20 protein-coding genes, 2 tRNA genes and 1 riboswitch are annotated in these 24,118 nt (G+C 46.5%); of the genes, 10 read left to right on the top strand and 12 right to left on the bottom strand.

Translation table 11 applies throughout. The annotated features are described in order from the left end of the window. Positions 1-119: 119 nt before the first annotated feature. From aspS to ACH3Y6_RS14455, 3 genes are all read left to right on the top strand, one after another. The gene (aspS, locus tag ACH3Y6_RS14465) at positions 120-1,949 is read left to right on the top strand and encodes an aspartate--tRNA ligase (RefSeq protein WP_490836337.1); all 1,830 of its coding nucleotides are present in this window, start codon (positions 120-122) and stop codon (positions 1,947-1,949) included. A 58-nt stretch (positions 1,950-2,007) separates the two neighbouring features. Continuing rightward, complete coding sequence (locus ACH3Y6_RS14460) at positions 2,008-2,523, top strand: hypothetical protein (protein WP_490836336.1); 516 nt, start codon at positions 2,008-2,010, stop codon at positions 2,521-2,523. A gap of 63 nt (positions 2,524-2,586) precedes the next feature. Beyond that, the gene (locus tag ACH3Y6_RS14455) at positions 2,587-3,870 is read left to right on the top strand and encodes a replication-associated recombination protein A (protein ID WP_490836335.1); all 1,284 of its coding nucleotides are present in this window, start codon (positions 2,587-2,589) and stop codon (positions 3,868-3,870) included. 56 nt (positions 3,871-3,926) lie between these two features. Here the strand turns inward: ACH3Y6_RS14455 and ACH3Y6_RS14450 are convergent, their stop codons facing one another. Both ACH3Y6_RS14450 and ACH3Y6_RS14445 read right to left on the bottom strand, forming a co-directional pair. Next, on the bottom strand, positions 3,927-4,895 hold the full coding sequence (locus ACH3Y6_RS14450) for a ligand-gated ion channel (protein WP_490836334.1): 969 nt from the start codon (positions 4,893-4,895) through the stop codon (positions 3,927-3,929). A gap of 111 nt (positions 4,896-5,006) precedes the next feature. Further along, the gene (locus tag ACH3Y6_RS14445; protein ID WP_490836333.1) at positions 5,007-6,491 is read right to left on the bottom strand and encodes an NAD(P)/FAD-dependent oxidoreductase; all 1,485 of its coding nucleotides are present in this window, start codon (positions 6,489-6,491) and stop codon (positions 5,007-5,009) included. Positions 6,492-6,616: 125 nt separating this feature from the next. Between ACH3Y6_RS14445 and ACH3Y6_RS14440 the strand changes: the two genes are divergently transcribed. Next, positions 6,617-7,072 carry a GNAT family N-acetyltransferase gene (locus tag ACH3Y6_RS14440; RefSeq protein ID WP_490836332.1) on the top strand — a complete coding sequence of 152 codons (456 nt, stop codon included), beginning with the start codon at positions 6,617-6,619 and terminating at the stop codon, positions 7,070-7,072. Positions 7,073-7,149: 77 nt separating this feature from the next. Here ACH3Y6_RS14440 and uvrA read toward each other — a convergent pair whose 3' ends face one another. Further along, complete coding sequence (uvrA, locus tag ACH3Y6_RS14435) at positions 7,150-10,029, bottom strand: excinuclease ABC subunit UvrA (RefSeq protein WP_490836331.1); 2,880 nt, start codon at positions 10,027-10,029, stop codon at positions 7,150-7,152. Positions 10,030-10,158: 129 nt separating this feature from the next. Between uvrA and ACH3Y6_RS14430 the strand changes: the two genes are divergently transcribed. From ACH3Y6_RS14430 to ACH3Y6_RS14415, 4 genes are all read left to right on the top strand, one after another. Beyond that, the gene (locus tag ACH3Y6_RS14430) at positions 10,159-10,755 is read left to right on the top strand and encodes a hypothetical protein (protein WP_490836330.1); all 597 of its coding nucleotides are present in this window, start codon (positions 10,159-10,161) and stop codon (positions 10,753-10,755) included. A gap of 112 nt (positions 10,756-10,867) precedes the next feature. After that, a riboswitch (SAM riboswitch) is annotated at positions 10,868-10,986 on the top strand. Between the two features lie 228 nt (positions 10,987-11,214). After that, positions 11,215-12,393, top strand: a complete 1,179-nt coding sequence (locus tag ACH3Y6_RS14425; RefSeq protein WP_490836329.1) for a trans-sulfuration enzyme family protein — start codon at positions 11,215-11,217, stop codon at positions 12,391-12,393. A 156-nt stretch (positions 12,394-12,549) separates the two neighbouring features. Continuing rightward, entirely contained in the window at positions 12,550-13,806 is a 1,257-nt protein-coding gene (locus ACH3Y6_RS14420; RefSeq protein WP_490836328.1) for a homoserine dehydrogenase, read from the top strand. 104 nt (positions 13,807-13,910) lie between these two features. Then, entirely contained in the window at positions 13,911-14,546 is a 636-nt protein-coding gene (locus tag ACH3Y6_RS14415) for a phosphatase PAP2 family protein (RefSeq protein WP_490836327.1), read from the top strand. A gap of 68 nt (positions 14,547-14,614) precedes the next feature. On the opposite strand, the gene ACH3Y6_RS14410 is transcribed toward ACH3Y6_RS14415, so the two are convergent. From ACH3Y6_RS14410 to ACH3Y6_RS14370, 9 genes are all read right to left on the bottom strand, one after another. Beyond that, a complete protein-coding gene (locus tag ACH3Y6_RS14410) occupies positions 14,615-16,084 on the bottom strand; it encodes a M28 family peptidase (RefSeq protein WP_490836326.1) in 1,470 nt (489 codons plus the stop codon). Between the two features lie 108 nt (positions 16,085-16,192). Further along, positions 16,193-17,083, bottom strand: coding sequence for a PfkB family carbohydrate kinase (locus ACH3Y6_RS14405; RefSeq protein ID WP_490836325.1), 891 nt, complete (start codon positions 17,081-17,083; stop codon positions 16,193-16,195). A 20-nt stretch (positions 17,084-17,103) separates the two neighbouring features. Beyond that, positions 17,104-17,487: a DUF3037 domain-containing protein gene (locus ACH3Y6_RS14400; RefSeq protein ID WP_490836324.1), complete on the bottom strand. Its 384-nt coding sequence runs from the start codon at positions 17,485-17,487 to the stop codon at positions 17,104-17,106. Next, on the bottom strand, positions 17,465-18,262 hold the full coding sequence (locus tag ACH3Y6_RS14395) for a HipA family kinase (RefSeq protein WP_490836323.1): 798 nt from the start codon (positions 18,260-18,262) through the stop codon (positions 17,465-17,467). Before ACH3Y6_RS14395 ends, ACH3Y6_RS14400 begins: the two co-directional genes overlap by 23 nt. A 79-nt stretch (positions 18,263-18,341) precedes the next feature. After that, positions 18,342-18,418: transfer RNA gene (locus tag ACH3Y6_RS14390), tRNA-Pro, on the bottom strand. Positions 18,419-18,476: 58 nt separating this feature from the next. Further along, positions 18,477-18,565: transfer RNA gene (locus tag ACH3Y6_RS14385), tRNA-Ser, on the bottom strand. A gap of 141 nt (positions 18,566-18,706) precedes the next feature. Next, positions 18,707-20,140, bottom strand: coding sequence for a chromosomal replication initiator protein DnaA (gene dnaA, locus ACH3Y6_RS14380; RefSeq protein ID WP_490836322.1), 1,434 nt, complete (start codon positions 20,138-20,140; stop codon positions 18,707-18,709). A gap of 151 nt (positions 20,141-20,291) precedes the next feature. Further along, a complete protein-coding gene (locus ACH3Y6_RS14375; protein WP_490836321.1) occupies positions 20,292-21,230 on the bottom strand; it encodes a bifunctional metallophosphatase/5'-nucleotidase in 939 nt (312 codons plus the stop codon). Then, positions 21,220-21,963 carry a 5'-nucleotidase C-terminal domain-containing protein gene (locus ACH3Y6_RS14370; RefSeq protein WP_490836320.1) on the bottom strand — a complete coding sequence of 248 codons (744 nt, stop codon included), beginning with the start codon at positions 21,961-21,963 and terminating at the stop codon, positions 21,220-21,222. Before ACH3Y6_RS14370 ends, ACH3Y6_RS14375 begins: the two co-directional genes overlap by 11 nt. Before the next feature lie 113 nt (positions 21,964-22,076). On the opposite strand from ACH3Y6_RS14370, the gene ACH3Y6_RS14365 reads away from it, so the two are divergent. Continuing rightward, the gene (locus ACH3Y6_RS14365; RefSeq protein WP_490836319.1) at positions 22,077-22,454 is read left to right on the top strand and encodes a DUF3127 domain-containing protein; all 378 of its coding nucleotides are present in this window, start codon (positions 22,077-22,079) and stop codon (positions 22,452-22,454) included. Between the two features lie 61 nt (positions 22,455-22,515). Next, positions 22,516-24,108: an NAD(P)/FAD-dependent oxidoreductase gene (locus ACH3Y6_RS14360; RefSeq protein WP_490836318.1), complete on the top strand. Its 1,593-nt coding sequence runs from the start codon at positions 22,516-22,518 to the stop codon at positions 24,106-24,108. Positions 24,109-24,118 lie beyond the last annotated feature (10 nt).

Below are 24,118 nucleotides of genomic sequence, written 5' to 3'. Positions count from 1 at the left end.
ATTTGCGGTCCGGGCGGGGATCGTGAGTGGTGAGTAGTGAGTGGGAAGTGAAATACTACTCACTACTCAACACTCAACACTCACCCTCACAAATCAGCAATCGAAAAATCAGCAATTCTATGTATCGTTCACACACATGTGGAGAGTTACGGATCAGTGACGTTAGTAAAGAAGTAACCCTGGCAGGATGGGTACAGACCGTAAGAAAATTTGGCGCAATCACTTTCGTTGACCTGCGCGACCGTTATGGCATTACCCAGCTATTATTTGGAGAAGAACTGAACAGTTTGCTGGACAGTAATCCGCTAGGAAGAGAATACGTATTACAGGCAACCGGGAATGTATCGGAAAGAAGCAGTAAAAATGCCAATATACCCACCGGCGAGATCGAGATAACAGTTACTTCTTTCAAAATACTGAACAAGTCAGCAGTACCCCCGTTCACCATCCAGGACGATACGGATGGCGGCGATGACCTGCGCATGAAATACCGCTTTCTGGACCTTCGCCGTAATGCGGTGAAGAGAAACCTGGAACTGCGTTATGCGGTAAACCGGTCTGCCAGAAACTATCTCCATGAAAATAATTTCATGGACATTGAAACACCATTCCTGATCAAATCCACACCCGAAGGAGCCAGGGACTTTGTGGTTCCCTCACGTATGAATCCAGGTCAGTTCTATGCCTTACCACAATCACCACAGACCTTTAAACAATTATTGATGGTAAGCGGTTACGACCGTTATTACCAGATTGTCAAATGTTTCAGGGATGAGGACCTGCGTGCCGACAGGCAACCCGAATTCACGCAGATCGATTGTGAAATGGCGTTTGTGGAGCAGGAAGATATCCTGAACATGTTTGAGAACCTGATTAAACGCATTTTCAAAGACGTAAAGAATATTGACTATACTGAGAAAGTGGAACGCATGAGTTGGGAAGATGCCATGTGGCAGTTTGGCAACGACAAGCCCGACATCCGCTTTGGCATGAAAATCGCCAACCTGAAATCGGCTTTCCTGAAAGGTGGTAAAATAGAAGCCTCCGGTGAATTGATCAATGGCGCCGGTTTTGGGGTATTTGACAATGCCGAGACCGTACTGGCCATAGCTGCACCCGGCTGCAGTGAGTATACCCGCAAACAAACCGATGAGCTAACCGAGTGGGTAAAACGTCCACAGATAGGGATGCAGGGCCTGGTATACATCAAATGCAACACAGACGGCACCTATAAGAGCAGTGTAGATAAATTCTATTCAGAGGACAAGCTGAAAGCTATTGCCGATGCTGCAGGTGCCAAAGCAGGTGACCTGGTATTATTATTGGCCGGCCGAGAAGAAAGGACACGTAAAGCCACCAGCGAACTGCGCCTGGAAATGGGTAAAAGGCTGGGCTTCCGCAAAGACGATGAATTCAAACTATTGTGGGTACTTGACTTCCCACTCTTCGAATATGCGGAAGAAGATAACCGCTGGGTTGCCCGTCACCATCCGTTCACATCGCCCAAGCCAGACCAGATCGAAGTAATGATCCAAAACAACCCTCTGATCGAAAACGCAGATAAATACCTGGAACACCCTTACTCCAATATCAAAGCCAATGCCTACGACATGGTATTGAACGGAAATGAGATTGGCGGTGGTTCTATCCGTATCTACCAGCGTGAACTGCAGGAAAAAATGTTCGCTGCCTTAGGCATGAGCGAAGAAGAGGCATTGCATAAATTCGGTTTCCTGCTGGGGGCTTTTGAATATGGCGCACCACCCCATGGAGGTATCGCATTCGGATTCGACCGTTTGTGTTCCATCCTTGGCGGAAGTGAAAGTATCCGGGATTTTATTGCGTTCCCCAAAAACAACAGTGGTCGCGATGTTATGCTGGATACACCCAGCAGCATTGACGATAAACAGTTTGATGAACTGCAGATCAAACTGAATCTGAAAGGATAATCCAGTAACCGTACATACCCGTCGACAGTTATATACGGTCATACAAATAACAGGCAATATGAAACAACTGACCATTTTCCGCATACTCACTTTTATATTGCTGCCCATAGCGGCCATGTTCGGTTTTATGGATCTCCTGTTCCTGTTCAGCGCCCTGGTGAATCCCGCATTGTTATTGATGGTGTTCGTATTAGCCGCTTTTGTGATCTATACTTTTGCCAGCATGAAATTCCTGACCAGAAGCATTGACGTGGAACAACCCTGCAAAGCATCACTGCGCGACTGGATCCGGGTGAATGCTTTTGTATCGCTGTTCATGGGCATCATGTTCTTCCTGAATGCGGCCAGCATTATTTTCATGGGTGATGTGAGTCTCCGCCAATTCGTGAACCAGTTCCGGGAATCACAGCCCAATATTCCTGCTATGCTCACCACCGAGCTGTTCATTACCATCATGAAAGCCGTGGCCTACTTCATGCTCTTTGTAGGCGTGGTACTGGTAAGCCATATTCTGCTCAATTTTAAGATAATGAAGCAGTACGGCTATCTTTTTGAAGCTCCCAGACCTGAATAAGTTTTTCAGGCAGTCATCCTACCCAATTCCGTTCACACCCCCGATTTTTTGTACTTTTCCGGTGTGAACAGCAGCACCCCACTGGCAGAAAGAATGCGTCCGTTTACACTGGACGACCTGGTTGGACAGGAGCACCTGACCGGCAGGAACAGTATTCTACGGAAATCTATAGAACAGGGTCGCATCCCTTCCATGATCCTCTGGGGGCCTCCGGGTGTGGGTAAGACCACCATCGCCAATATCATTGCGCACAGCCTGCAGTTGCCATACTTCCAGTTGAGCGCCATCAGCAGCGGTGTGAAAGAAGTGCGGGAAGTGATCGAAGAGGCCAAACAACATCCGGGAACCATCCTGTTCATAGACGAGATCCATCGCTTCAATAAAGGCCAGCAGGATGCTTTGTTGGGAGCGGTAGAAAAAGGGATTATCACACTGATCGGTGCTACAACGGAAAATCCTTCCTTTGAGGTGAACAGCGCGTTACTAAGCAGATGCCAGGTATATGTTTTGAAGGCTCTACAGGAAAAAGACCTTATAAAACTCCTGCAACAGGCGATTGAGAAAGATGAAACCATCAAACCTCTCGGCATACAGCTAAAAGAGACAGAAGCCCTGCTCACCATCAGCGGTGGCGACGGCAGAAAACTATTGAACCTGTTCGATCTTGTGATCCAGCATCAATTATCGGCGAATACGGCAGCTCCATCCCAAATGGTGATCACGGATGCACTGGTCATGGAAGTTGCCCAGAAAAAGATAGCGCTGTATGATAAACAGGGTGAGCAACATTATGATATCATTTCCGCTTTCATCAAAAGTATGCGTGGGAGCGATCCCAACGGGGCATTGTATTGGCTGGCCAGAATGATCGAAGGTGGTGAAGACGTGAAATTCATTGCCCGACGTATGCTCATTTTTGCCAGTGAAGATATCGGCAATGCCAATCCCAATGCCTTATTACTGGCCAATGCTACATTCGATGCTGTTTCCAAGATCGGTTACCCGGAAAGCCAGATCATCCTGTCGCAATGCGCTACTTACCTGGCTTCTTCCGCCAAGAGCAATGCGGCAGTGGTGGCAATCGGAGCCGCTTTAAGTACCGTACATAAAACCGGCGACCTGCCCGTTCCACTGCATATCCGTAATGCACCCACCAAATTGATGAAGGATATGCAATATGGCAAGGGATATCAATATTCGCATTTGGGCGAGGGAAATTTTATTGAACAGGAATACCTTCCCGAAAAGATAGCCGGCACTAAATTTTACGACCCCGGCAACAATGCAAGAGAAAACGAACTCCGAAAATTCCTGCGTGAACGGTGGAAAGACAAATACGAATACTGAGCCCCTCCCACTCATAATTAACCAGTTCCTGAATAACCCTGAGAACAGGATCCGTCTTATCCTGCTTTTGCCTGGGCTATGAAATATATATTGACAGCCACATAGATCACCAATATCATCTGTGCGGCAACCATGTCGAAACGGTTGGCTTTTACCAGGTTGTTCTGTTTTACCAAACGAAGTGAATACACAGATGAGGCTACCACCAGGAAAATGAAAAACAGGGTTATGCCATGTAACATGTCTACCAATGTAAAAGTGGTTGATTCTGGCAGAGAGGAATCAATAATATACTTATTACCGATAGCTGCGAATAACGAACCGACACTCAATCCGAAACGGGAATCAATATTATCAGCATGGATGTAGAAACAGATATACGAGATCAGGAATGCCACATACATTCCCAGAAACATTTTCCAGAACAGTTCGGATGCATCTCTGGCTATCGATATACGTACACGGTAAGCCCCATAATCCATATGCGGCTTCAGTACACTCCTGTCGCCGAAATTGGTTTCATAGGCTTTGATACCGGGTGTAATGACAAAGCTGTCGATATTCCATCCGCGCAGCGTAAAACGGGGATCATAACTCTTACCAGCCGTATCAGCTGCAAAGACCAGTGATTTTGCATCGTACTGTGAGTTTTCTATCGACAACCGAAGCTTCTGTTTATCGAAAGGAAAGTTCCCGATCTTCCAGGAATCCTTCATCACACACTGCAACTTCATCAATACATATACACCACCCTCACTGGTATCTACTGTGGTATACAGTTTGGTGAAGGATTTCGCCTGGGGGATCTCCAGGTTCTGTGCAAAATCGAACTCTTTTCTTTTATACCGCATCCACAACCAAAGATTGGTCGTGTACTCATTCTGTTTAAAATCAATATCGTGTATACTGGTGATATAAATACCGGTATACACCGTATCGGGCTTTTCATCCTGGGCCTGCACCATTACAGTCAGCACAAGAGAAAAACAGAGCAGGCAGATACAACGTAAGATCGGTTTTTGCATAAAATTGCCCTTTATATACAGGAAGATAAATCATTTTCAAAAACCATGCCCGACGAATCCTATACAAACAAAAGCCGCAGAACTATTCTGCGGCCTTTGTTTTATTACTGATTATTTACTACTGACCTTTTCAGGAACCTGCCTGCCCAGTACTTTCTGGGTCTCTTCTGCTCCCCTGTCACCCCCCTCATGGTATTCCGCATCCTCATTCACTTCCCAGAGATCGTACAACTCTTTACCCGCAACAATATTCTTGGCTGCCAGCATTGCCGTCATCATGCTATGATCCTGGTTATTGTATTTATGCATACCGTTACGACCAATCAGGTACAGTCCAGGGTATTGTTTCAACGCCTCCCGTACATCATTTACATGCTCTTTATAACTATGGTCATACACGGGGTATGCTTTGGGCTGGCGAACCACATAGCCGTCCACCACGGCACTATCTTTGGTAAGGCCGATCTGTTGTATCTCTTTTTTGGCAAGATTGATAAGGGTCTCATCGCTGCTGCTCCACAAGCCATCCCCTTCAAAACAGAAATACTCCAACCCATAACAGGCCATATTCTGATCCGGCACCATATAAGGGCTCCAGGATTTGAAGTTCTGAATACGCCCGACTTTTACGCTCGGGTCATGGATATAAATCCAGTTATCTGTAAAAGCATCTTCATCCTTGCAGATCAATACCACCGTTAAGAAATCCCGGTAACCCAGTTCTCTTGCCGAACCAAATGCTTTCTCCGGAAACCGTGGTGTTACTGAAGCAACCAGTTCACGCATAGGTGCAGTTGATAATACATAATCAAACCCATCAATGGTTTTGCCCTCGGAGGTACGTACACTCCATTTACCGTTCGATGTGCTGATCTCCTTTACCCCACAATTCATTTCTATCTGAACACCCATAGCTTTGCTTTTGGCAGCACAGGTCTCCCACATCATACCAGGACCATACTTGGGGTAACGGAAAGAATCGATCAGTGTTTTGATCACTTTGTCCTTATCTCCACCACCCGCTTTGGACTTGAAGAGTGCATTCCAGATAGCACTGCTCAACGACAGGCCTTTGATCCGTTGTGCGGCCCAGTCGGCAGAGATCTCTTTACAGGGTATACCCCATACTTTCTCGGTATAGGTCTTAAAGAAGATATTGAACAAACGCTGTCCGAACTGGTTCACCACCCAATCTTCAAAATTGGTCGGGTTCTTTACCGGAAATGCTTTTGCTTTGAGATAACTCATTACACATAAACCGCTTTCAATCACACCCAGTTTATTCAAGGCCTCAAAAGCCACCAGCGGGTAAGAAAAAAATTTCTTGTTGTAATAAATACGCGAACTGCGTGGACGCTCCAGCATCTCATCGCCCAGGATCTCGGTCCAGAAATCCTCCACTTCTTTCGATTTGGAGAAGAAACGGTGCCCGCCAATATCGAAGTGATATCCTTTGTACGATTCCGTACGGGAAATACCTCCTACATACTGGGGATCTTTCTCAAAAACCGTTACTTGCTGGTTTTCCTTACCCAGTAGATAGGCCGCCGTTAACCCTGCCGGACCTGCACCGATGATGGCTACTTTTTTTGACATATCAGAATGTTAACAGGAACGTATTCCCGATTAGGTGGCAAAGGTGTGAAATTATTGTGGTTCTACCGCTATTTTTGTACCGCAATTGAGGCCTGAACGGGCTGTTACAACATAAATCCCTGAAAATGTCCAATCATATCTTCACCAGCAGATACAAATTCTTCGATGATCTTTCCGCACATGAACTATATGCAATTATGCGTCTGCGCAGTGAAGTGTTCGTGCTGGAGCAGCAGTGTATTTACCAGGATGCCGACAATAAGGACCTATCCGCCTATCACCTGATGATACAGGATGGGGATACCCTGATCGCCTATGCCCGTTTACTACCACCAGGGATCTCTTATGAATACATGTCCATCGGACGTGTCATCAGCAAACAGGATTATCGCAGAAAAGGCGCCGGCCGTTTGCTCATGAAAGAGGCGATCAAAGCCTGTCACGAACTATTTGGCGAAGGCCCCATACGCATAGGTGCACAGCTATATCTCAAAAAATTCTACGAGTCCTTTGGATTTGTACAAACGGGAGAAGTATACCTGGAAGATGATATCGAGCACATCGAGATGACGAGACATTAATACAATGATAGAATGATAGGATGATAGAATGATAGGATGATAGAATGAGTGAATGGAGACATTATATCATTCACTCATTAATCTGCTAGTTCCATTTTCAGGAATCTCGCCGTATGACTTTTGGTGAGATTCACCATTTTTTCGGGTACCCCCTCGAACAGGATCGTTCCTCCACCATCACCGCCCTCCGGGCCTAGGTCAATGATATGATCGGCCACTTTCACCACATCAAGGTTGTGTTCGATGACCAACACGGTATTCCCCCGGTCCACCAGTTTGTTCAATACATCCAACAGATGCTGGATATCCTGGAAATGAAGACCGGTAGTGGGTTCATCGAGAATGTAAAAAGTTTTGCCGGTATCTTTTTTGCTCAGTTCAGTTGCCAGTTTCACGCGTTGTGCTTCACCCCCGCTGAGAGTTACAGCCGACTGACCCAATGTGATATAACCCAGTCCCACATCCTGTAACACTTTGATCTTACGGTACAGGTAACTGATGGGCTGGAAGAATTCACAGGCTTCATCCACGGTCATATTCAGGACATCACTGATCGATTTACCTTTGTAACGGATCTCCAGTGTTTCCCGGTTATAGCGCTGCCCATTACATTTTTCGCAATGCACATATACATCCGGCAGAAAGTTCATTTCAATCACGCGCATCCCGCCGCCTTCACACACATCGCATCGGCCACCTTTCACGTTAAAGGAGAACCTGCCAGCGTTATACCCGCGTATCTTGGCCTCCGGAACAGCGGCGAACAATGTGCGGATCTCTGTAAAAAATCCACAGTAAGTGGCAGGATTACTTCTTGGTGTACGACCGATGGGCGACTGGTCTATCTCGATCACTTTATCAATATGCTCCAGCCCTTTGATGCTTTTGAAAGGCATCGGTGTTGTTTTGCTGTCATAGCAATGTTTGGAAAGGATCGGATATAAAGTTTCATTGATCAAAGTGGATTTACCACTGCCGCTTACGCCACTCACGACGATCAGTTTACCCAACGGAAAAACAACATCTACTTTTTTAAGGTTATTTCCGGTTGCCCCCTTCAGCTCCAGCTGTTTGCCATTACCCTGCCGGCGTTCCTTAGGCACTTCGATACTCTTTTTACCACTGAGGTACAGTGCCGTGTCGGATTTACTTTGCAATACCTCTTTGGGTGTACCGGCAGCCACAATGGTTCCACCATGGATGCCCGCTTTGGGGCCAATATCAACCAGGTGATCGGCAGCCATCATGATATCCTTATCGTGTTCCACCACCAATACGCTGTTACCGATATCGCGCAGGTTCTGCAATGCCAGGATCAGCTGGTGATTATCGCGCTGGTGCAAACCAATGGAGGGCTCATCCAGTATATAGGTGATCCCCTGCAACTGTGAACCTATCTGTGTGGCCAGGCGTATCCGTTGCGATTCACCACCACTCAGGCTCCTGGAAGGGCGGTTCAATGAGAGATAGGTCAATCCCACATCCAGCAGAAACCGGACCCTTTCGCGTATCTCTTTGAGGATATCCTTTGCAATCACATTCTGTTTTTTGCTGAGCCTTTTTTCAATATCATTGAACCAGTCATGTAACTTATCCAGGTTAAGGTTACTGAGTTCAGAGATATTTTTCTCGTCCACTTTGAACCAGAGACTTTCCTTCTTCAGCCTCGCACCGTTGCAGGTAGTGCAGGTTTTCAGTTCCATGAATTTTTCCACCCATTCCCGGAGAGATTCGCTGCTGTTGGCTCCGGAGAACCATCTTTTCAGCATGGGAACAATCCCTTCAAACTCACCTTCGTAGGGATGTCCTGTTGTTTCATCATCCATATCGGTGACCTCAAGAGAAACTCCCTCAGCATTGCTATACAAAAGCATATTCAGCGCGGCAGGTGACAGGTCTTTGATGGGTTTATCCAGGCTTATCTTGTTCTTTTTGGCCAGCACTTCCACACTACGGTACATATGCGCATCGCGCTGTTCGCCCAGTGGAACAATCCCGCCCTCTTTTACACTGCGGGTCTTATCCGGGATGATGGCTTCAAGGCTGACACTATACACATTACCCAATCCTTTGCAGGTAGGGCAGGCTCCATAAGGTGAGTTAAAAGAGAACGCATTGGGAGAAGGTTCCTCGTAACTGATACCCGTATCCTCGCACATCAGTTGCTTGGAATACTGTACGGTCTTGTTGTTTTCGTTCAACAGCAGAAACATGAGATCTTTCCCCATTTTCAGGGTTTGCTGCACGCTCTGGCTTAGCCGTACCCGCATATCGTCCGTAACCTGCAGGCGGTCTATCACCACTTCTATATCGTGTATCTTATAACGATCTACCTGCAGTTTCGGGGTAAGGTCCAGCACTTCACCATCTACCCTTACTTTTAAAAAACCTTTTTTACGGATATCTTCAAACAGCTCCCGGTAATGTCCCTTACGGCCACGGATCAATGGTGCCAGTAGACTGATCTTTTTGTTCCTGAACCTGCTGAAAATGTTTTCAACGATCTCTTCCTCGCTGAATTTGATCATTTTTTTCCCGGTGTTGTAGCTATAGGCTTCCCCGATCCTGGCATACAGCAGGCGCAGAAAATCGTACACTTCCGTAACTGTTCCAACGGTTGAGCGGGGATTTTTATTGGTGGTTTTCTGCTCAATGGAGATCACCGGAGATAAGCCCGTGATCTTATCCACATCAGGCCGTTCCATATCGCCCATGAATTGTCGCGCATACGCGCTGAAACTTTCCATGTATCGTCGCTGACCTTCGTTATAAATGGTATCGAACGCAAGGGATGATTTACCACTGCCGCTGACACCAGTGAAAACAACCAGGCTGTTCTTGGGAATGGAGATATCTATGTTCTTGAGGTTATGCTCGCGGGCACCAAATACTTCGATCCGCTCTTCAGTAGGTATTCTGATATCCGATTGTTTTTTTCTGCTTGCTTGCTTCGCCATGCCCATAATTGATAAGGATCAAATGTACTAACAATCAAAAAGTCGGCAGGTTTAAATTATATCAACCACCCATCAAAAAAAGCAGACCGTGGCATCATATTTGATATATTTACAATGTAAAAACATCCTATGAAAAAACTCATTGTATTGGGCATGGTGCTATTGTCCCTGCAATCAAAAGCACAACTGGAAAAGGGTGCGAGACTGGCAGGATTGCAGACCAACCTCATTCTCGGCGATATCTACGCTACCAATCCGGACCTGAATTTCAGTCAAAACATCAAACGATACGGCTTGAACCTCGTACCAACCCTGGGATGGGCCATCCAGCGAAACTGGATTGTGGGTGGGCAGGCCACGCTTGGCTTTTGGCACGAACGCAGGGTGCCTCCTTATTCGCCAGGCATCAACTACAACGCCGATAATTACTACGATCTGGGCATTGCACCTTTCACACGTTTGTACCTCGATATTACCCGAAACAAAAAATGGAAGGGATATGGCTTGGCTTCCATAGAATTAGCCACCGTTCAGCGAGTCTATAAAACCAGCTATCAGAACGGTACCACACAAAGCACCAAAGACAGTTTTGTTGATCTGAGGGGTAGTTTGGGTGCGGGATTAGCCTATTTCGGGCCACAATTGTCGATTGATCTGAATGCAGCAGTTACAGGTCTGCGGCTGGGTGTGTACAAAACCATCGCTCCCGGCAAAAAAATATTTTAACAACCGAAATCCTTTCCAGCAAAGGAATACAGCCATATTCCAACTGCTAAAAGAGACTTTCATTTTGGAAATATGCGAATCCCTCCCTTATCTTTGCACCAGTTCTTTAGATCACTTATCAAGAAAGGCAGAGGGAATTTGGCCCGATGAAGCCTTGGCAACCCATACAAACCACTCAGTTGTATGAAGGTGCCAACTCCGATCCCGCCGTATGGCAGGAAAAGATAAGTCAGAGTAACAGTTTGCAAATGCCCACGAAGGTGGAATATCATATTCAAGCTCATCTGACTTACCGGATGAGCTTTTTTTATGCAACAGACCGTAAGGTATGGCTGAGCATTAAAAGCTGATCAGGTAAGTTTCACTCGCTTCTCTTGTTAAGTTTTGAAAAGAATTTTTACAAAATTCCCAACCGCTTCCGGTTCCTATAGCAGGATCGAAGCACAAAACTGATTAACAATGAGCACAGCAACAGAACTGATCCACAGCATTCCCGTAGACCCATTAACCGGAGCGATCTCTGTTCCGATTTACCAAACTTCCACTTTTGTGCAGGAAGCCCCTGGTGTAAACAAAGGATATGATTATGCCCGTACCGGCAACCCTACCCGCGCCACACTGGAGCAGCTGATCGCACAACTGGAAGAAGGCTCTGTTGGTGTGGCTTTCAGCAGCGGTCTCGCTGCCATAGATGCCATTGTAAAATTATTAAAGACAGGAGATGAGATACTTGCTGTAGATGATATTTATGGCGGTGCCTTCCGTCTGTTTACCCAGGTATATGAGAAGTTTGGCATTAAAGTAACCTATGTAGACTGTTCAGATGTAAACAACCTTGTTGACGCCATTACACCCGAAACCAAACTGATCTGGCTCGAAACACCCACCAACCCAACTTTAAAAATTGCAGATATCGATGCCATTGCCAGGCTAGCAAAAACGCATCAATGTCTGCTTTGTGTGGACAATACTTTTGCATCTCCCGTATTACAACAGCCGCTTGCGTTGGGAGCAGATATCGTGATACACAGTGCCACCAAATACCTGGGCGGGCACAGCGACCTGATTGCAGGCCTCGTCGTTACCAAAGATGCCGATCTGGGTGCCAGGATCAAATACCTGCAGAATGCCTGTGGTGCCATCCTTGCCCCTTTCGACAGCTGGCTGGTGATCCGGGGTATTGAAACCCTGCACCTGCGCATCAGGCAACATTGTAGCAGTGCATTAAGCGTTGCAAGATACCTGGCGCAACATCCTGCCGTAGACAAAGTGTTTTATCCAGGCTTACCAACGCATCCAAACCATGAAATAGCCCGAAAACAATCCAGTGGATTTGGCGGCATCATATCCTTTACACTCAAAGAAGATACCGAAGAGGCCGCGGTAAGCCTGGTTACACAAACCCGATTGTTCAAACTGGCAGAGAGTCTGGGCGGCATCAAAAGCCTGGTATCACATCCGGCGAACATGACGCATAAATCTATTCCTGCAGAAAAAAGGAGAGCAGCGGGAGTGCAGGATAGCCTGATACGGCTGTCGATAGGTCTGGAAGATGCAGAAGACCTCATCAACGACCTCGAAAAGACTTTCCTGCTCATCAGTAACCAACAACAGGCAACAGTTTCAGCTGCCTGCTAAATCATAACAATTGTATGACATTGATCAGCAGCAACGGAAGTAATTTTGCAGACCAAAACAGGTATCCGCTTCGGATGCCTGAAATCCGTTTTGCAACCAAACCTGCTGTTCAGCCAACTGTTTTTTGACCCCCATATAATAATTAACAAGTACGAAATGGAAACACACAAACAATTGACGATCGGTTTATTTGGATTTGGCGTAGTAGGTGAAGGTTTATACAGGGTTTTACAGCAAACACCTTCCTTAAAAGCAACCATCAAGAAAGTATGTATCAAGAACCCGGGCAAAACAAGAAATGCACCGGCATCCCTGTTTACAACAGACAGGGATGATATCCTGAACGACGAAAGCATTAATGTAGTAGTAGAAGTGATCGACGATGCCAATGCTGCTTTCGAGATCGTTTCGATCGCACTTAGAAATGGCAAAGCCGTAGTAAGTGCCAGTAAAAAAATGATTGCTGAGCACCTTCCCGAAATACTCGCATTACAACAGGAGACCAACCTGCCTTTTCTTTGCGAAGCAGCCGCCTGTGCCTCTATCCCTGTTATCAGGAACCTGGAAGAGTACTACGACAATGACCTTCTGCATTCCATCAAAGCCATTGTGAACGGATCCACCAATTTCATTCTCACCAAAATGTTCGAAGATAAACTGGATTTCCAGGAAGCCCTGTTACTGGCACAACAGCTTGGTTTTGCGGAAAGTAATCCCAAACTGGATATAGAAGGGTACGATGCAGTGAACAAGTGGACCATCCTGCTGAATCACGCATATGGTATTGTGGAACATCCAAATAACCTTATTTTTAATGGCATACAGAATATCCAGCTGAGCGATGCGGTAGTGGCGAAAGAAAAAAATCTCGATATCAAACTGATCGCCCAGGCGCAGAAACTGAAGAATGGAAAAGTGGCTGCATTTGTATTACCTCAATTTGTAAAACTGAACGAGCCCCTTTCTTTTGTCAAAAATGAATACAACGGCGTGGTAATCGAGAGTGGCTTCGCCGACAAGCAGTTCTTCTACGGAAAAGGCGCAGGAAGTTTTCCCACGGCATCTGCCGTATTGAGTGATATCGGAGCTTTGCGCTATGATTACCGCTACGAATACAAGAAACTGTACCACCATCAACCCAACGAACTGACCCACGATTATTACCTGAAAGTATACGTAAGTTTTGACGATTGGAAATATATACCCCGTGAAAAATTCGAGTGGATCGAAGAATGGCATGCCGAAGCTGAAAGGAAATACCTGATAGGTGTATTGCATGTGAAACACCTGAAAGAGAACAACTGGTGGAGAGAAAATGGCAGTTCACTCATCCTGACCAACGAACCCATCATAGACAACCTGGATATTGTGAACCTGAAAAAACGCAGTCTCGAACTGGCTGGTATTGCTTAATCATACCATTGTTTGAGTTTTTAATGAGTGCCCTGCCAATACTGGCAGGGCTTTTTCATCTTATTTACGCCCGGCAATCTGTAGATTTGTGCAAAGACCCATACATGTTTACCAGATCTCCTTTTCCGAACCGGAATTTTGTGATCGGATTCCTGCTCACACTGATCGGCGCCCTGTTCCTGCTTGTCAACTCCTTTGTCATTGGCAGAACCCCATTTTTCCTGATGTTGAATACAGATCTTGGTGCAACTGGTGATATATTTTTCAGCTACTGGACCAATCTTGGCGATGGGGCCATATGGATATTGGTAGCGATCCTGTTCTGGTTTTTCAGGAGAACACAATTCCCTTTATTGTTGGCTGCCATTCTATTTTCCACCCTGATCGCCCAGGGAGCCAAACGATTCCTCTTTCCGGGAGAACTGAGACCCACCGCCGCTATTACAGACCAGAGTTCTATTCACACCGTGACAGGCATTGAATTACACAGTTCTCACAGCTTCCCTTCAGGACATACCACTACTGCTTTCACCATCTTCCTGCTTGGCTGCCTGCTCATCAGGAACAGATGGTTTATTCCTGTTGGTTTTATCTGTGCATTACTGGTGGGATACTCCCGCATTTACCTGGCGCAGCATTTCCCCCAGGATGTAGGCGGCGGTATGATGGCGGCTCTACTAACACTCTTGGCATCCATAACCATACAACAACAATGGGAGAAAAGAAAGACAGCACATTGAATCTGCTATATAAACAAAGAAGCCGCAGTAACACAACTGCGGCTTCTTTGTTCAAGTAATCCATATTATCAATCCTTCCATCTCCAGTCACCCGCGATCTCCAGGGGTTCCTTCAAGTTGTTTTTGATCAGAAAATCCCGTGTTTCAGCATCCGTAAGATGCCTGGCTTTGATCTCTTTCGCATCAGCGATGCCATACAGTAACATAGCGTTGAAACGGACTGTATTTTTCATTCCCATCTCATCCACGAGATTGAACCCATCACAGTCGGCATGGTAACAGGGGCCTGAGTTATTCGGTAAAGCACCACCAGCAGCTCCTCCTGTCGGAACACCATGCAGCATAAAGGGCTGGTGATCGCTATGTAAACCTGCACCGCTGCGGAAGCTATTCTTAAATGAAGTATCAATGGAATGCGCAATAGCTCCGATTGCCTGAAACAGTTCTTTACTTTCATCAGAAGAACTGGAATAGCCTTTGGGGTCATTGGTCATATCATAATTAAGCATGTAACGAACCTGGTTAATGCTTTTATCTTTGATAGCCTGGTCAACATAAGCCCTTGAGCCCAATAGTCCCTGCTCTTCCCCCATGAACAGAACAAATTCCACAGTTCTCTCCGGACGAAGGCGTAATGCCTGAAAGGTCCGGGCCATATCCAGTACCGAAAAAGAGCCGATACCATTATCAATGGCGCCGGTTGCCAGGTCCCAGCTGTCGAGGTGGCCACCCACCACTACTTTTTCATTAGGCAGGCTCTTTCCTTTGATCGTAGCGATCACGTTCCTGGCTTTGATCATACCGGAGAAATTGGTAAGTGTTATGTGGCTGTATACTTTACCGGCCTTCAATTTTTCTTTCCACGCCATGCCGTCTTCCTTACCGATACAAACGGCAGGTATCGGGATCAGCTTGCCCGTTACAGAAGCCGTACCCGTTAACAGGATACCTCCGGCCGCCGTATTGATGATGATCACTCCTTTGGCCCCATATTTTGTAGCGATAGCTGTTTTTTCAGAACGATGTAATGATTTGGTCCCGGGTTTGGATCCGGGCAACACACCCAGGTATACAAGGGCTATTTTTCCTTTCACTTTATCCGGATCGGTCGCATAATCTTCTTCCAGACCATTTCCCATATCCACCACTTCCAGTTTCACGTCCGCTTTTACCGGAGAATGCGCCAATGATACCGATTTTACCTCCTGCATCTGGTTGACATCGGTTCCCATCTGCACATGGATGGTCCCGCGACTCCAGCTTTCTACTTCAAAAGGCTGATAACGCAGATCGGTGAACCCATAGGACTTCAACAGGTCGAACGCGAATGCTTCCGCTTTTTTTCCGTTGGCAGAACCGGTCAGACGATGTCCTACGGTTTCAGTAGTTTTTTTAAGACTGCTATACGCCTGTGAATGATTCAACACTTCCTGGTTGATCTTGCCGAATACCGACTGCCATTCAGGTTTGTCCTGCGCAGCAACAGGCAACAGACCCGCCAGGGAAAAAAGGGCAACCATGCCACTGATTTTTTTCATATAGTACCGTTAGTTTGAGTTGCCAATTTATTCAATAATTCCCACACATCGTTCATTCTAGAAGTAAACAGATACAACTATTATGAGCGGCAATAAGCAAGATGATAATTAATGAAACACAAAGGAACTCCTATGCTGCATTACTTCTTTCACATCCGCTTCATTACCACAGAATGGCCCGGAAGCTTCTATTTTGGAAGTGGCCATGGCGGCTGCAAAATTGCCGGCTTTTTCTGCAAAATCGCCTTTATACCGGCGGAAAAGGTAACCGGCCATATAGGTATCCCCACAACCGGTTGCATCAATCACCTGCCTTGGTACAAAAGCCGGTATCGGATGTAGGCCTCCATCGTAATAGATCACAGAACCTTTACTACCCAGTGTAATGATCACTTCAGGCACACCCCAGTTAACCAATTGCTGAATGCCTGCCCTGATATCAGCAGTACCGGTAAGTTGCTCCATTTCCGTTTCATTGGCTTTCAGGATCGAGATATAAGGAAGTGCTTCCCGTTTTTCAGACCAGTCAACCGGGTACACCTGTTCATCCCTTACCTCACGCAGAAAACCCTGCACATCAAGTGAAACTTTACCCCGAGAAGCGAGGTGGCGGATCAAGTCAACCGGGATATCATCTGCCAACAGTGGCCCCAGGTGAAATATGCTGGCAGTAACCGTTTGCAGTTGTGCTACCGTAAAAGGGTCTGATTTATGCAATACACGCTGGGTACGATTGTCCTGGTTTTCTCCATAGATATTCTCAAAATAAACAGTTTGTCTGCTGGGAAATACTGTAACGTCAATTTCTGTATCACGCAGTGCCTGTACATAGGGCATTTCTGTTGCTGCTACGGCCGTTATCAGCTGGTAACGGAGGGGCATCTGCCTGATGGCATTGGAAAAATAAAAAGAGGTTCCTCCAGCCATGTGCACCACCGATGCAGGGGTAACGATCTTATCATGGGTAATATGTCCTATGCAACAGATATCGTACTTCATAACTCCTTTCAGGCAGGCTTTTATAAAACAAGTTGTTGAAACAGGTGGTCCAATGCTTTTTGCGGATCACCACATAAACCAGGGTGTACTTTAGAGGTCTGTAATACAGTACTCCGGGCCGCCGTTAACCAACGAAAGCGGGAAGCTTTATCCAGTGTAGCAATGGGCCCGCCTTCTGAGCTGCCTTTGCAGATCTTTTCGAAACTCAGCAGGTATTGCTTCAGTTCTTCCGTATTCAACATCTCACAAAACAGGCGGATCTTTTCTTCGGGTAACACGTATTTCATTTCCAAAAAATCCTGCCGCTTGCAAAACAGCACTACCCCAACGTTGAAGAATTCTTCACGCTCCACTTTCGGCACAATGCGTATGATGGCATACTCAAATATGTGGTTCTCGGGCATATTTTGCTTCTTTTACAAAATTGTCAGCAAGACGTATCCTCGTGTTCAGGAAGCTGGCATATACGTTTCTGCGTTCTTCAGGCGACAGGTTCTCCTCGCCTGGCTGCAGCCATTCATCGGGCAACAAAGCCACAATGGCGTTGATCAGTTCCGGTGTCAATATAGCACTGGCTTCCTTTTGTGCTTCCTCAAGTGCAGATGCCCAGGGCAACAGTACATGATCTTTTACCTGTACAAAAGGTCTTTCCGCATACGATTCCCAATCCTGCCAGGAATGATGAAAATAGAGCGCCGCACCATGGTCTATCAGCCAGAGCTCTTTTTTCCAGATCAGCATATTGGTATTCCGTACCGTCCTGTCAACATTCATTAACAGGCAATCCAGCCAAACGATCCTGGATGCAAGTTTTGCATCGATCGGTGTAACGTTAGGGTCAAAAGTGATGGCACCTGAGAGATAGTGTAAACCCAGGTTCAGTCCTTCGCTGGCTTTCAACAGGTCCTGGATCTCCTCATCGGGCTCTGTTCTGCCAAATACGGTATCCAGGTTGGCGAACACGATCTCCGGAACCTTCAATCCCAATGCACGCGCCAGTTCTCCCCCGATCAGTTCTGCGATCAGGGCTTTCACTCCCTGGCCCGCTCCTCTGAATTTCAATACATACAGGAATCCATCATCGGCTTCAGCAATAGCCGGCAAAGAACCACCCTCGCGCAGGGGTGCTACATAACGGGTTACCGTCACGGTTCTTATTTCGGGTAAATACTGAGCCATGGCTATTATTGCAGATTAAGCAGTGAAAAGGATAAATATACCGCAAAAAAAGAGTCTTTCATTGCTGAAAGACTCTTTGTGGTCGGGAAGACAGGATTCGAACCTGCGACCCCCTGGTCCCAAACCAGGTGCGCTACCGGCCTGCGCTACTTCCCGAAACCTCTACCGGAATGGATGCCGATACTTTCTTCCAGATAAGGAACCCAAAAGAAAGCGGTGAGGGAGGGATTCGAACCCTCGGTACAGTTTGACCCGTACGGCAGTTTAGCAAACTACTGGATTGAGCCACTCTCCCACCTCACCGTTCCTGCTCTTTTCAGAGAGGGCTGCAAAAATAGGATGCCCGTGCTTAACTGCCAAAAATGTATCGTAAAAACCTAAAAAATAAACCTCCCGAACGGGATGCGTCCGGGAGGTCATCATAATCTCTTCGAATAGCAGGGGTTACATGGCAGCTAACTGTACTTTCTGGGTCAGCTCCATCACATTCTCGCGGAAGATGGAATCCGTATCCATCAGGTCTTTTACCGTCTGGCAGGAATGGATCACGGTGGTGTGATCACGTCCTCCGAAATGTTCGCCGATGGTCTTCAGCGAGTTCTTGGTAAAGGCTTTGGCCAGGTACATGGTGATCTGCCTTGCCTGTACGATCTCGCGTTTACGGGTTTTTTGTAACAGTTTATCGTAAGAAACATCAAAATATTCACAAACCATCTTCTGGATCGCATCAATGGTGATCTCTTTGCTGCTGGTCTTAACAAAGTTGCGGAGCACTTTTTTGGCCAGTTCCACATCAATGTCCTTTTTGTTCAGGGAAGACTGGGCCAGCAGTGAGATCAATGCGCCTTCCAGTTCACGTACATTGGTGTTGATATTATAGGCAACATACTTCACCACTTCTTTGGGCATATCCAGGCCATCGTTCTTCATTTTCTTTTCCAGGATCTCGATACGGGTCTCATAATCGGGGATCTGGAGGTCGGCGCTTAATCCCCAACGGAAACGGCTCAGCAAACGCTCCTGCATACCATCCAGGTCTTTGGGTGGCTTGTCAGAAGTTAATACCAGTTGTTTGCCGCTCTGGTGTAAGTGGTTGAAGATGGCAAAAAATGCATCCTGGCTTTTTTCTGCGCGACTGAAGAACTGCACATCGTCGATGATCAGCACGTCGATCAGCTGGTAAAAATGGATAAAGTCATTAATAGCATTGTTCCGGCTATGATCCTGGAACTGGTTGATGAATTTTTCGCTGCTTACGTACAGTACCACTTTCCCGGGATGCTGTCTTTTTACCTCATTACCAATGGCTTGTGCCAGGTGTGTTTTCCCCAGACCTACACCACCATAAATCACCAACGGATTGAAAGAATTGGCCCCGGGTTTCTCTGCCACGGTTTTACCGGCACGTCGGGCCACACGGTTGCAATCGCCTTCTATAAAAGATTCGAAAACATACATGTGGTTCAACTGCGGATCAATCTGCATTTTCTTGAGCCCGGGAATGACGAAAGGATTTTTTACCGGATTATCGATCACCAACGGGAAGTTCATCTCGTTGTTGTTGTAAGTTTTCATATTGCTGGCAGGAACATCCATAGAACCATTTCGTCCATTTGTATTGCCACTGTCAACCATGATCCTGTATTCCAACCTTGCTTCTTTCCCCAGTTCTCTTTTCAGTGTTTTGGCAAGCAGGTTCACATAATGTTCTTCCAGGTATTCGTAAAAGAACTGACTGGGAACCTGAATCATTAAAACATTACCTTTCAATTCTACAGGGGTAATCGGCTCAAACCATGTTTTAAAATGTTGCCATTCTACAATGTCTTTGATGATCTTTAAACAATTGCTCCAGACTGATTCAGCGTTCTTAGCCATACAAAAAGAAAGAATTTATAATGAGTTATATTATTCTGCTTTATTACTTATCCCAAGCCTTCAAGTTATCGTTTTTTTTCCACATGTGGATAAGTAAAAAAAATAAATTGGGGTTGCGAATATGTAGACTTTATGTTGAAAAAAAAATTTTTTATTCCCTTGTTTTTTTCCCTATTACCACAGTATGGGCATTTGCCAGATTTTTCTTTTTTGAGCCCGAAAAACTATAGTCCAGCCGCCCCAGCTGGATCCCCGCCCAGCCCACCTGGTTCACTACCGTATCTGCACCCCTACGATTAGGGTATTTTCGGGGTTGCTCAAAAAAACGATGGGTATGTCCGCCTATGATCAGGTCAATATCGTAACTCTCTTTGGCCAGTATCTCATCGCTCACCTTGTCGTCATCGTACTTATCGCCCAGGTGTGATAAACAGATTACCATATCGCAACCCTGTTTCCGCAAGAGGTCCGCAGTCCGGTTGGCGGATTCTATTGGGTTCAGATACACGGTCTTACCGTAGAGATGCTCAGGCACCAATCCCCGCAGTTCAATCCCCACCCCTAACACGCCGATCTTCAGGTCACCTTTCTGGAAAATTTTATAAGGTTGAAACTTTGATTCCATGACCGTTCCTGAAAAATCGTAGTTACAGATCAGGATAGGAAAGCTGACATGCGATAACTGCGCAGCAAAGTTTTCCAGTCCGGCATCAAAATCGTGGTTACCCATGGTAGCGGCATGATAGCCCATTTTTTCCATGGCTTTCATTTCCGGTTCACCTTTGTACAGGTTAAAATAGGGAGTGCCCTGAAAAATATCACCTGCATCCAGTAATAAAACCTCTCCCCCTTCGGCACGGATTTCTTCGATCAGAGCAGCCCTGGCGGCTACACCTCCCAGTCCCTGGTTACGGCTTCCATCCATCGGGAAGGGATCCAGCCGGCTATGTACATCATTGGTGTGTAAAATCGTAATCCGCCTTACGGCTGCAGCAGCTTCCGCTTCGGAAGAAGGCAATACCGAAGACAGGGCCAGTGCTCCACTGGCAAGCGCAGATTGCTCTAGGAATTTTCTTCTGTTAATTAACATATACCACCCTATTTTCAATATGATAATCCAATGGTTTGCCCTGGCGGGTCAGATCCGACACAAAATCGATCAGCGCATCCCGCATCAGGTACCCTTTGTTCTGCTGGGGAATCCTGCGCAACATCTCACAATCGCTGCCCCCATTGGCCACATAATCAGAATTGGCGATCACATACACTGCGGCGATATCCAGTGGTTTACCATTGATCTGAACATTCACCGCTCTTTTATCTTTGATACCCATGGTCAACCCCGCCGATACCGGCCATCCTCCATCCGAAGCCATTTTATCCAGGAACTGCTGCAATACGGCGCCTTTTACTTCCTGAATCACCAACAGGTTATCGAAAGGCATCAGTTCAAAGATCCTTCCCGCCGTAATGTTCCCTTTGGGTATATAGGACCGGATACCGCCCTGGTTCATAAATCCGGCATCTACCTTCCTGCCAAATTTTTTCTCAGCCATGATACGCATACAATCGGCCATGAAGTTTCCCAGACCACTTTCGGGCTGTTTGGCTGAAAGCTGGTTATTGGAGAAGCCGATGATTTTGTTCATGGACTCATTCAGTGCCGCACTATAAGGCGTCAGCATGCTGATCATGGCAGTATCAGACCGGCCTGATCTTTCTATGCGGTAATCCTTGTATTGAACAGTGGTAACAGGCTGAGTACTGGTGCAGGAACTGATACAGATAATAAGGGTCCAGAATGAAAAAAAACTCCTGTTCATGGGTAAGCTGACTTATGATACGAAAGATACAATATTAATGATCCTTTAAAAGCCCTTTTTTGAAGAGCGAGCAGATTTTAATGCTACTTTTGACCACTTTAAACAAAGAAGTTATGTCTTACGAAATTGTTGGAAAACTGGTGGCTGTATTTGAGATCGTACAGCGCAAAGAAACATTCAAAACACGCGAGTTTGTTATTGAAAAAACAGAAGATATTGGAGGGCGCACTATTACCAATTATGTAAAGTTCCAATGTGTGCAGGACAGGACTTCCATGCCCGATAGGTTCAACCTGGGCGACGAAGTAAAAGTCCAGTTCAACATCAAGGGAACCAAATGGGTGAAGGATGGCAGGGAGAACTATATCACCAACCTGGATGCCTGGCGTATGGAGACCGTTAAGCTGGGACAAAACAGTAATGGCGGCGATTCTGTGGATTATCATGATATGCCCCCGGCATCAGACAATATAGACGACCTGCCATTTTAAAGAAGCTGCCCTATCAGGGCATATTCCTTAAAGTTTCTTTTTAGGATAAACACCTAACGGAATGCAAAAAGACATCCAACTCAAATTAAAACCGGCTGAAGCTGTCAGTGACAATGCCATCAGTCAGCATATCGCGGCTTCTATCGGTAGTAAGGAACAGGAGATCACCGGTTTCCGGAAACTGAAGCAATCGATCGATGCCCGGAGCAGAAGCCAGGTATGGATCAACCTTACTGTGAAGGCTTTTGTGAACGAGCCTTTTGAAAAGAGACATTTTCTGCCGATACATTTTCCGGATGTAAGTAAAGCCCAAACAAAAGTCATCATTATTGGCGCCGGTCCAGCCGGACTTTTTGCCGCACTCCAGCTTATTGAAGCCGGTATACAGCCCATCGTACTGGAAAGAGGCAAGGATGTAAAAGCCAGGCGCCGGGACCTTGCCGCACTGAACAAAGCAGGGGTGGTAAACCCGGAAAGCAATTATTGTTTTGGAGAAGGGGGTGCCGGTACTTATAGTGATGGCAAATTGTATACAAGAAGCAATAAACGGGGAGATATCAATCGTATCCTGCAACTGTTCTGGCGATTTGGGGCTGACGAACGTATCCTGTATGAGGCCCATCCGCATATCGGCACCAACAAACTGCCTCACATTATCACCGCTATCCGTGAACAGATCCGGTCCAGCGGTGGACAATTTCTCTTTGAGAAAAAAGTAACTGACTTTGTGATTGAAGGTGACCGGCTGACGGCGGTTATCACTGCTGACGGGGAAAAAATAGCGGGCGATGCGGCCATACTGGCCACGGGACATTCGGCGAGGGATATTTTCCATCTCTTAGCGAATAAGAAACTACAGATTGAAGCCAAACCTTTTGCCATGGGCGTGCGTATTGAGCACCCGCAATCGCTGATCGATTCGATACAATATCATTGTACGGTAAGAGACGGAGACCTGCCCCCCGCTTCATACGGATTGGTAGAACAGGTGAACGAGAAAGGGGTTTTCAGCTTCTGTATGTGCCCGGGAGGCATTATTGCACCCGCTGCCACTGCGCCCGGTGAGCTGGTGGTAAATGGCTGGAGTCCGAGTAAAAGAAACAATCCCTTCGCCAACAGTGGCATGGTGGTTCAGGTAGAACTGGCCGATGCCCTGGCCTACTTGAACAGGTCTTCCCGGAAAGAAAAAATTTCGGAGAAAGATCCACTGGCACTTCTCTATTTTCAGCAGGAAATTGAGCAGGCAGCTTTTAGGGCCGGTGGCGGACAGTTGCGGGCGCCAGCCCAAAGAATGGCGGATTTCTGCACCCATACAATATCACAGGACCTTCCTGACTGCAGTTATTTACCCGGGGTAGTGACAGCTGATCTGAAAACGGTATTGCCTGGCTTTATACACGAGCGCCTGCAAAAAGGATTCCAGGCTTTTGGTAAGAAGATGCGGGGATACCTGACCAATGAAGCCATCGTGGTGGCCACAGAAAGCCGGACATCTTCACCGGTACGTATTCCAAGAGATCCGGATCTTTTATCACATCCACAGGTACAGAATCTATACCCCTGTGGCGAAGGTGCCGGTTATGCCGGAGGTATTATCAGTGCCGCAATGGATGGGGAGCGTGTAGCGCAGATAATCATAAAAAAAGAGAGATGATAACCATCTC

Source organism: Sediminibacterium sp. FW305-C-269 (assembly GCF_058231045.1).
The sequence above is the reverse complement of the archived record's forward strand: the minus strand, read 5'-3'. Positions and strand labels throughout refer to the sequence as shown.

Excerpts from the sequence above, each read along its gene's own strand:
- aspS (WP_490836337.1), top strand. The coding sequence starts at position 120 with ATGTATCGTTCACACACATGTGGAGAGTTACGGATCAGTGACGTTAGT.
- ACH3Y6_RS14460 (WP_490836336.1), top strand. The coding sequence starts at position 2,008 with ATGAAACAACTGACCATTTTCCGCATACTCACTTTTATATTGCTGCCC.
- ACH3Y6_RS14450 (WP_490836334.1), bottom strand. The coding sequence starts at position 4,895 with ATGCAAAAACCGATCTTACGTTGTATCTGCCTGCTCTGTTTTTCTCTT.
- ACH3Y6_RS14445 (WP_490836333.1), bottom strand. The coding sequence starts at position 6,491 with ATGTCAAAAAAAGTAGCCATCATCGGTGCAGGTCCGGCAGGGTTAACG.
- ACH3Y6_RS14440 (WP_490836332.1), top strand. The coding sequence starts at position 6,617 with ATGTCCAATCATATCTTCACCAGCAGATACAAATTCTTCGATGATCTT.
- uvrA (WP_490836331.1), bottom strand. The coding sequence starts at position 10,029 with ATGGCGAAGCAAGCAAGCAGAAAAAAACAATCGGATATCAGAATACCT.
- ACH3Y6_RS14430 (WP_490836330.1), top strand. The coding sequence starts at position 10,159 with ATGAAAAAACTCATTGTATTGGGCATGGTGCTATTGTCCCTGCAATCA.
- ACH3Y6_RS14425 (WP_490836329.1), top strand. The coding sequence starts at position 11,215 with ATGAGCACAGCAACAGAACTGATCCACAGCATTCCCGTAGACCCATTA.
- ACH3Y6_RS14420 (WP_490836328.1), top strand. The coding sequence starts at position 12,550 with ATGGAAACACACAAACAATTGACGATCGGTTTATTTGGATTTGGCGTA.
- ACH3Y6_RS14415 (WP_490836327.1), top strand. The coding sequence starts at position 13,911 with ATGTTTACCAGATCTCCTTTTCCGAACCGGAATTTTGTGATCGGATTC.
- ACH3Y6_RS14410 (WP_490836326.1), bottom strand. The coding sequence starts at position 16,084 with ATGAAAAAAATCAGTGGCATGGTTGCCCTTTTTTCCCTGGCGGGTCTG.
- ACH3Y6_RS14405 (WP_490836325.1), bottom strand. The coding sequence starts at position 17,083 with ATGAAGTACGATATCTGTTGCATAGGACATATTACCCATGATAAGATC.
- ACH3Y6_RS14400 (WP_490836324.1), bottom strand. The coding sequence starts at position 17,487 with ATGCCCGAGAACCACATATTTGAGTATGCCATCATACGCATTGTGCCG.
- ACH3Y6_RS14395 (WP_490836323.1), bottom strand. The coding sequence starts at position 18,262 with ATGGCTCAGTATTTACCCGAAATAAGAACCGTGACGGTAACCCGTTAT.
- dnaA (WP_490836322.1), bottom strand. The coding sequence starts at position 20,140 with ATGGCTAAGAACGCTGAATCAGTCTGGAGCAATTGTTTAAAGATCATC.
- ACH3Y6_RS14375 (WP_490836321.1), bottom strand. The coding sequence starts at position 21,230 with ATGTTAATTAACAGAAGAAAATTCCTAGAGCAATCTGCGCTTGCCAGT.
- ACH3Y6_RS14370 (WP_490836320.1), bottom strand. The coding sequence starts at position 21,963 with ATGAACAGGAGTTTTTTTTCATTCTGGACCCTTATTATCTGTATCAGT.
- ACH3Y6_RS14365 (WP_490836319.1), top strand. The coding sequence starts at position 22,077 with ATGTCTTACGAAATTGTTGGAAAACTGGTGGCTGTATTTGAGATCGTA.
- ACH3Y6_RS14360 (WP_490836318.1), top strand. The coding sequence starts at position 22,516 with ATGCAAAAAGACATCCAACTCAAATTAAAACCGGCTGAAGCTGTCAGT.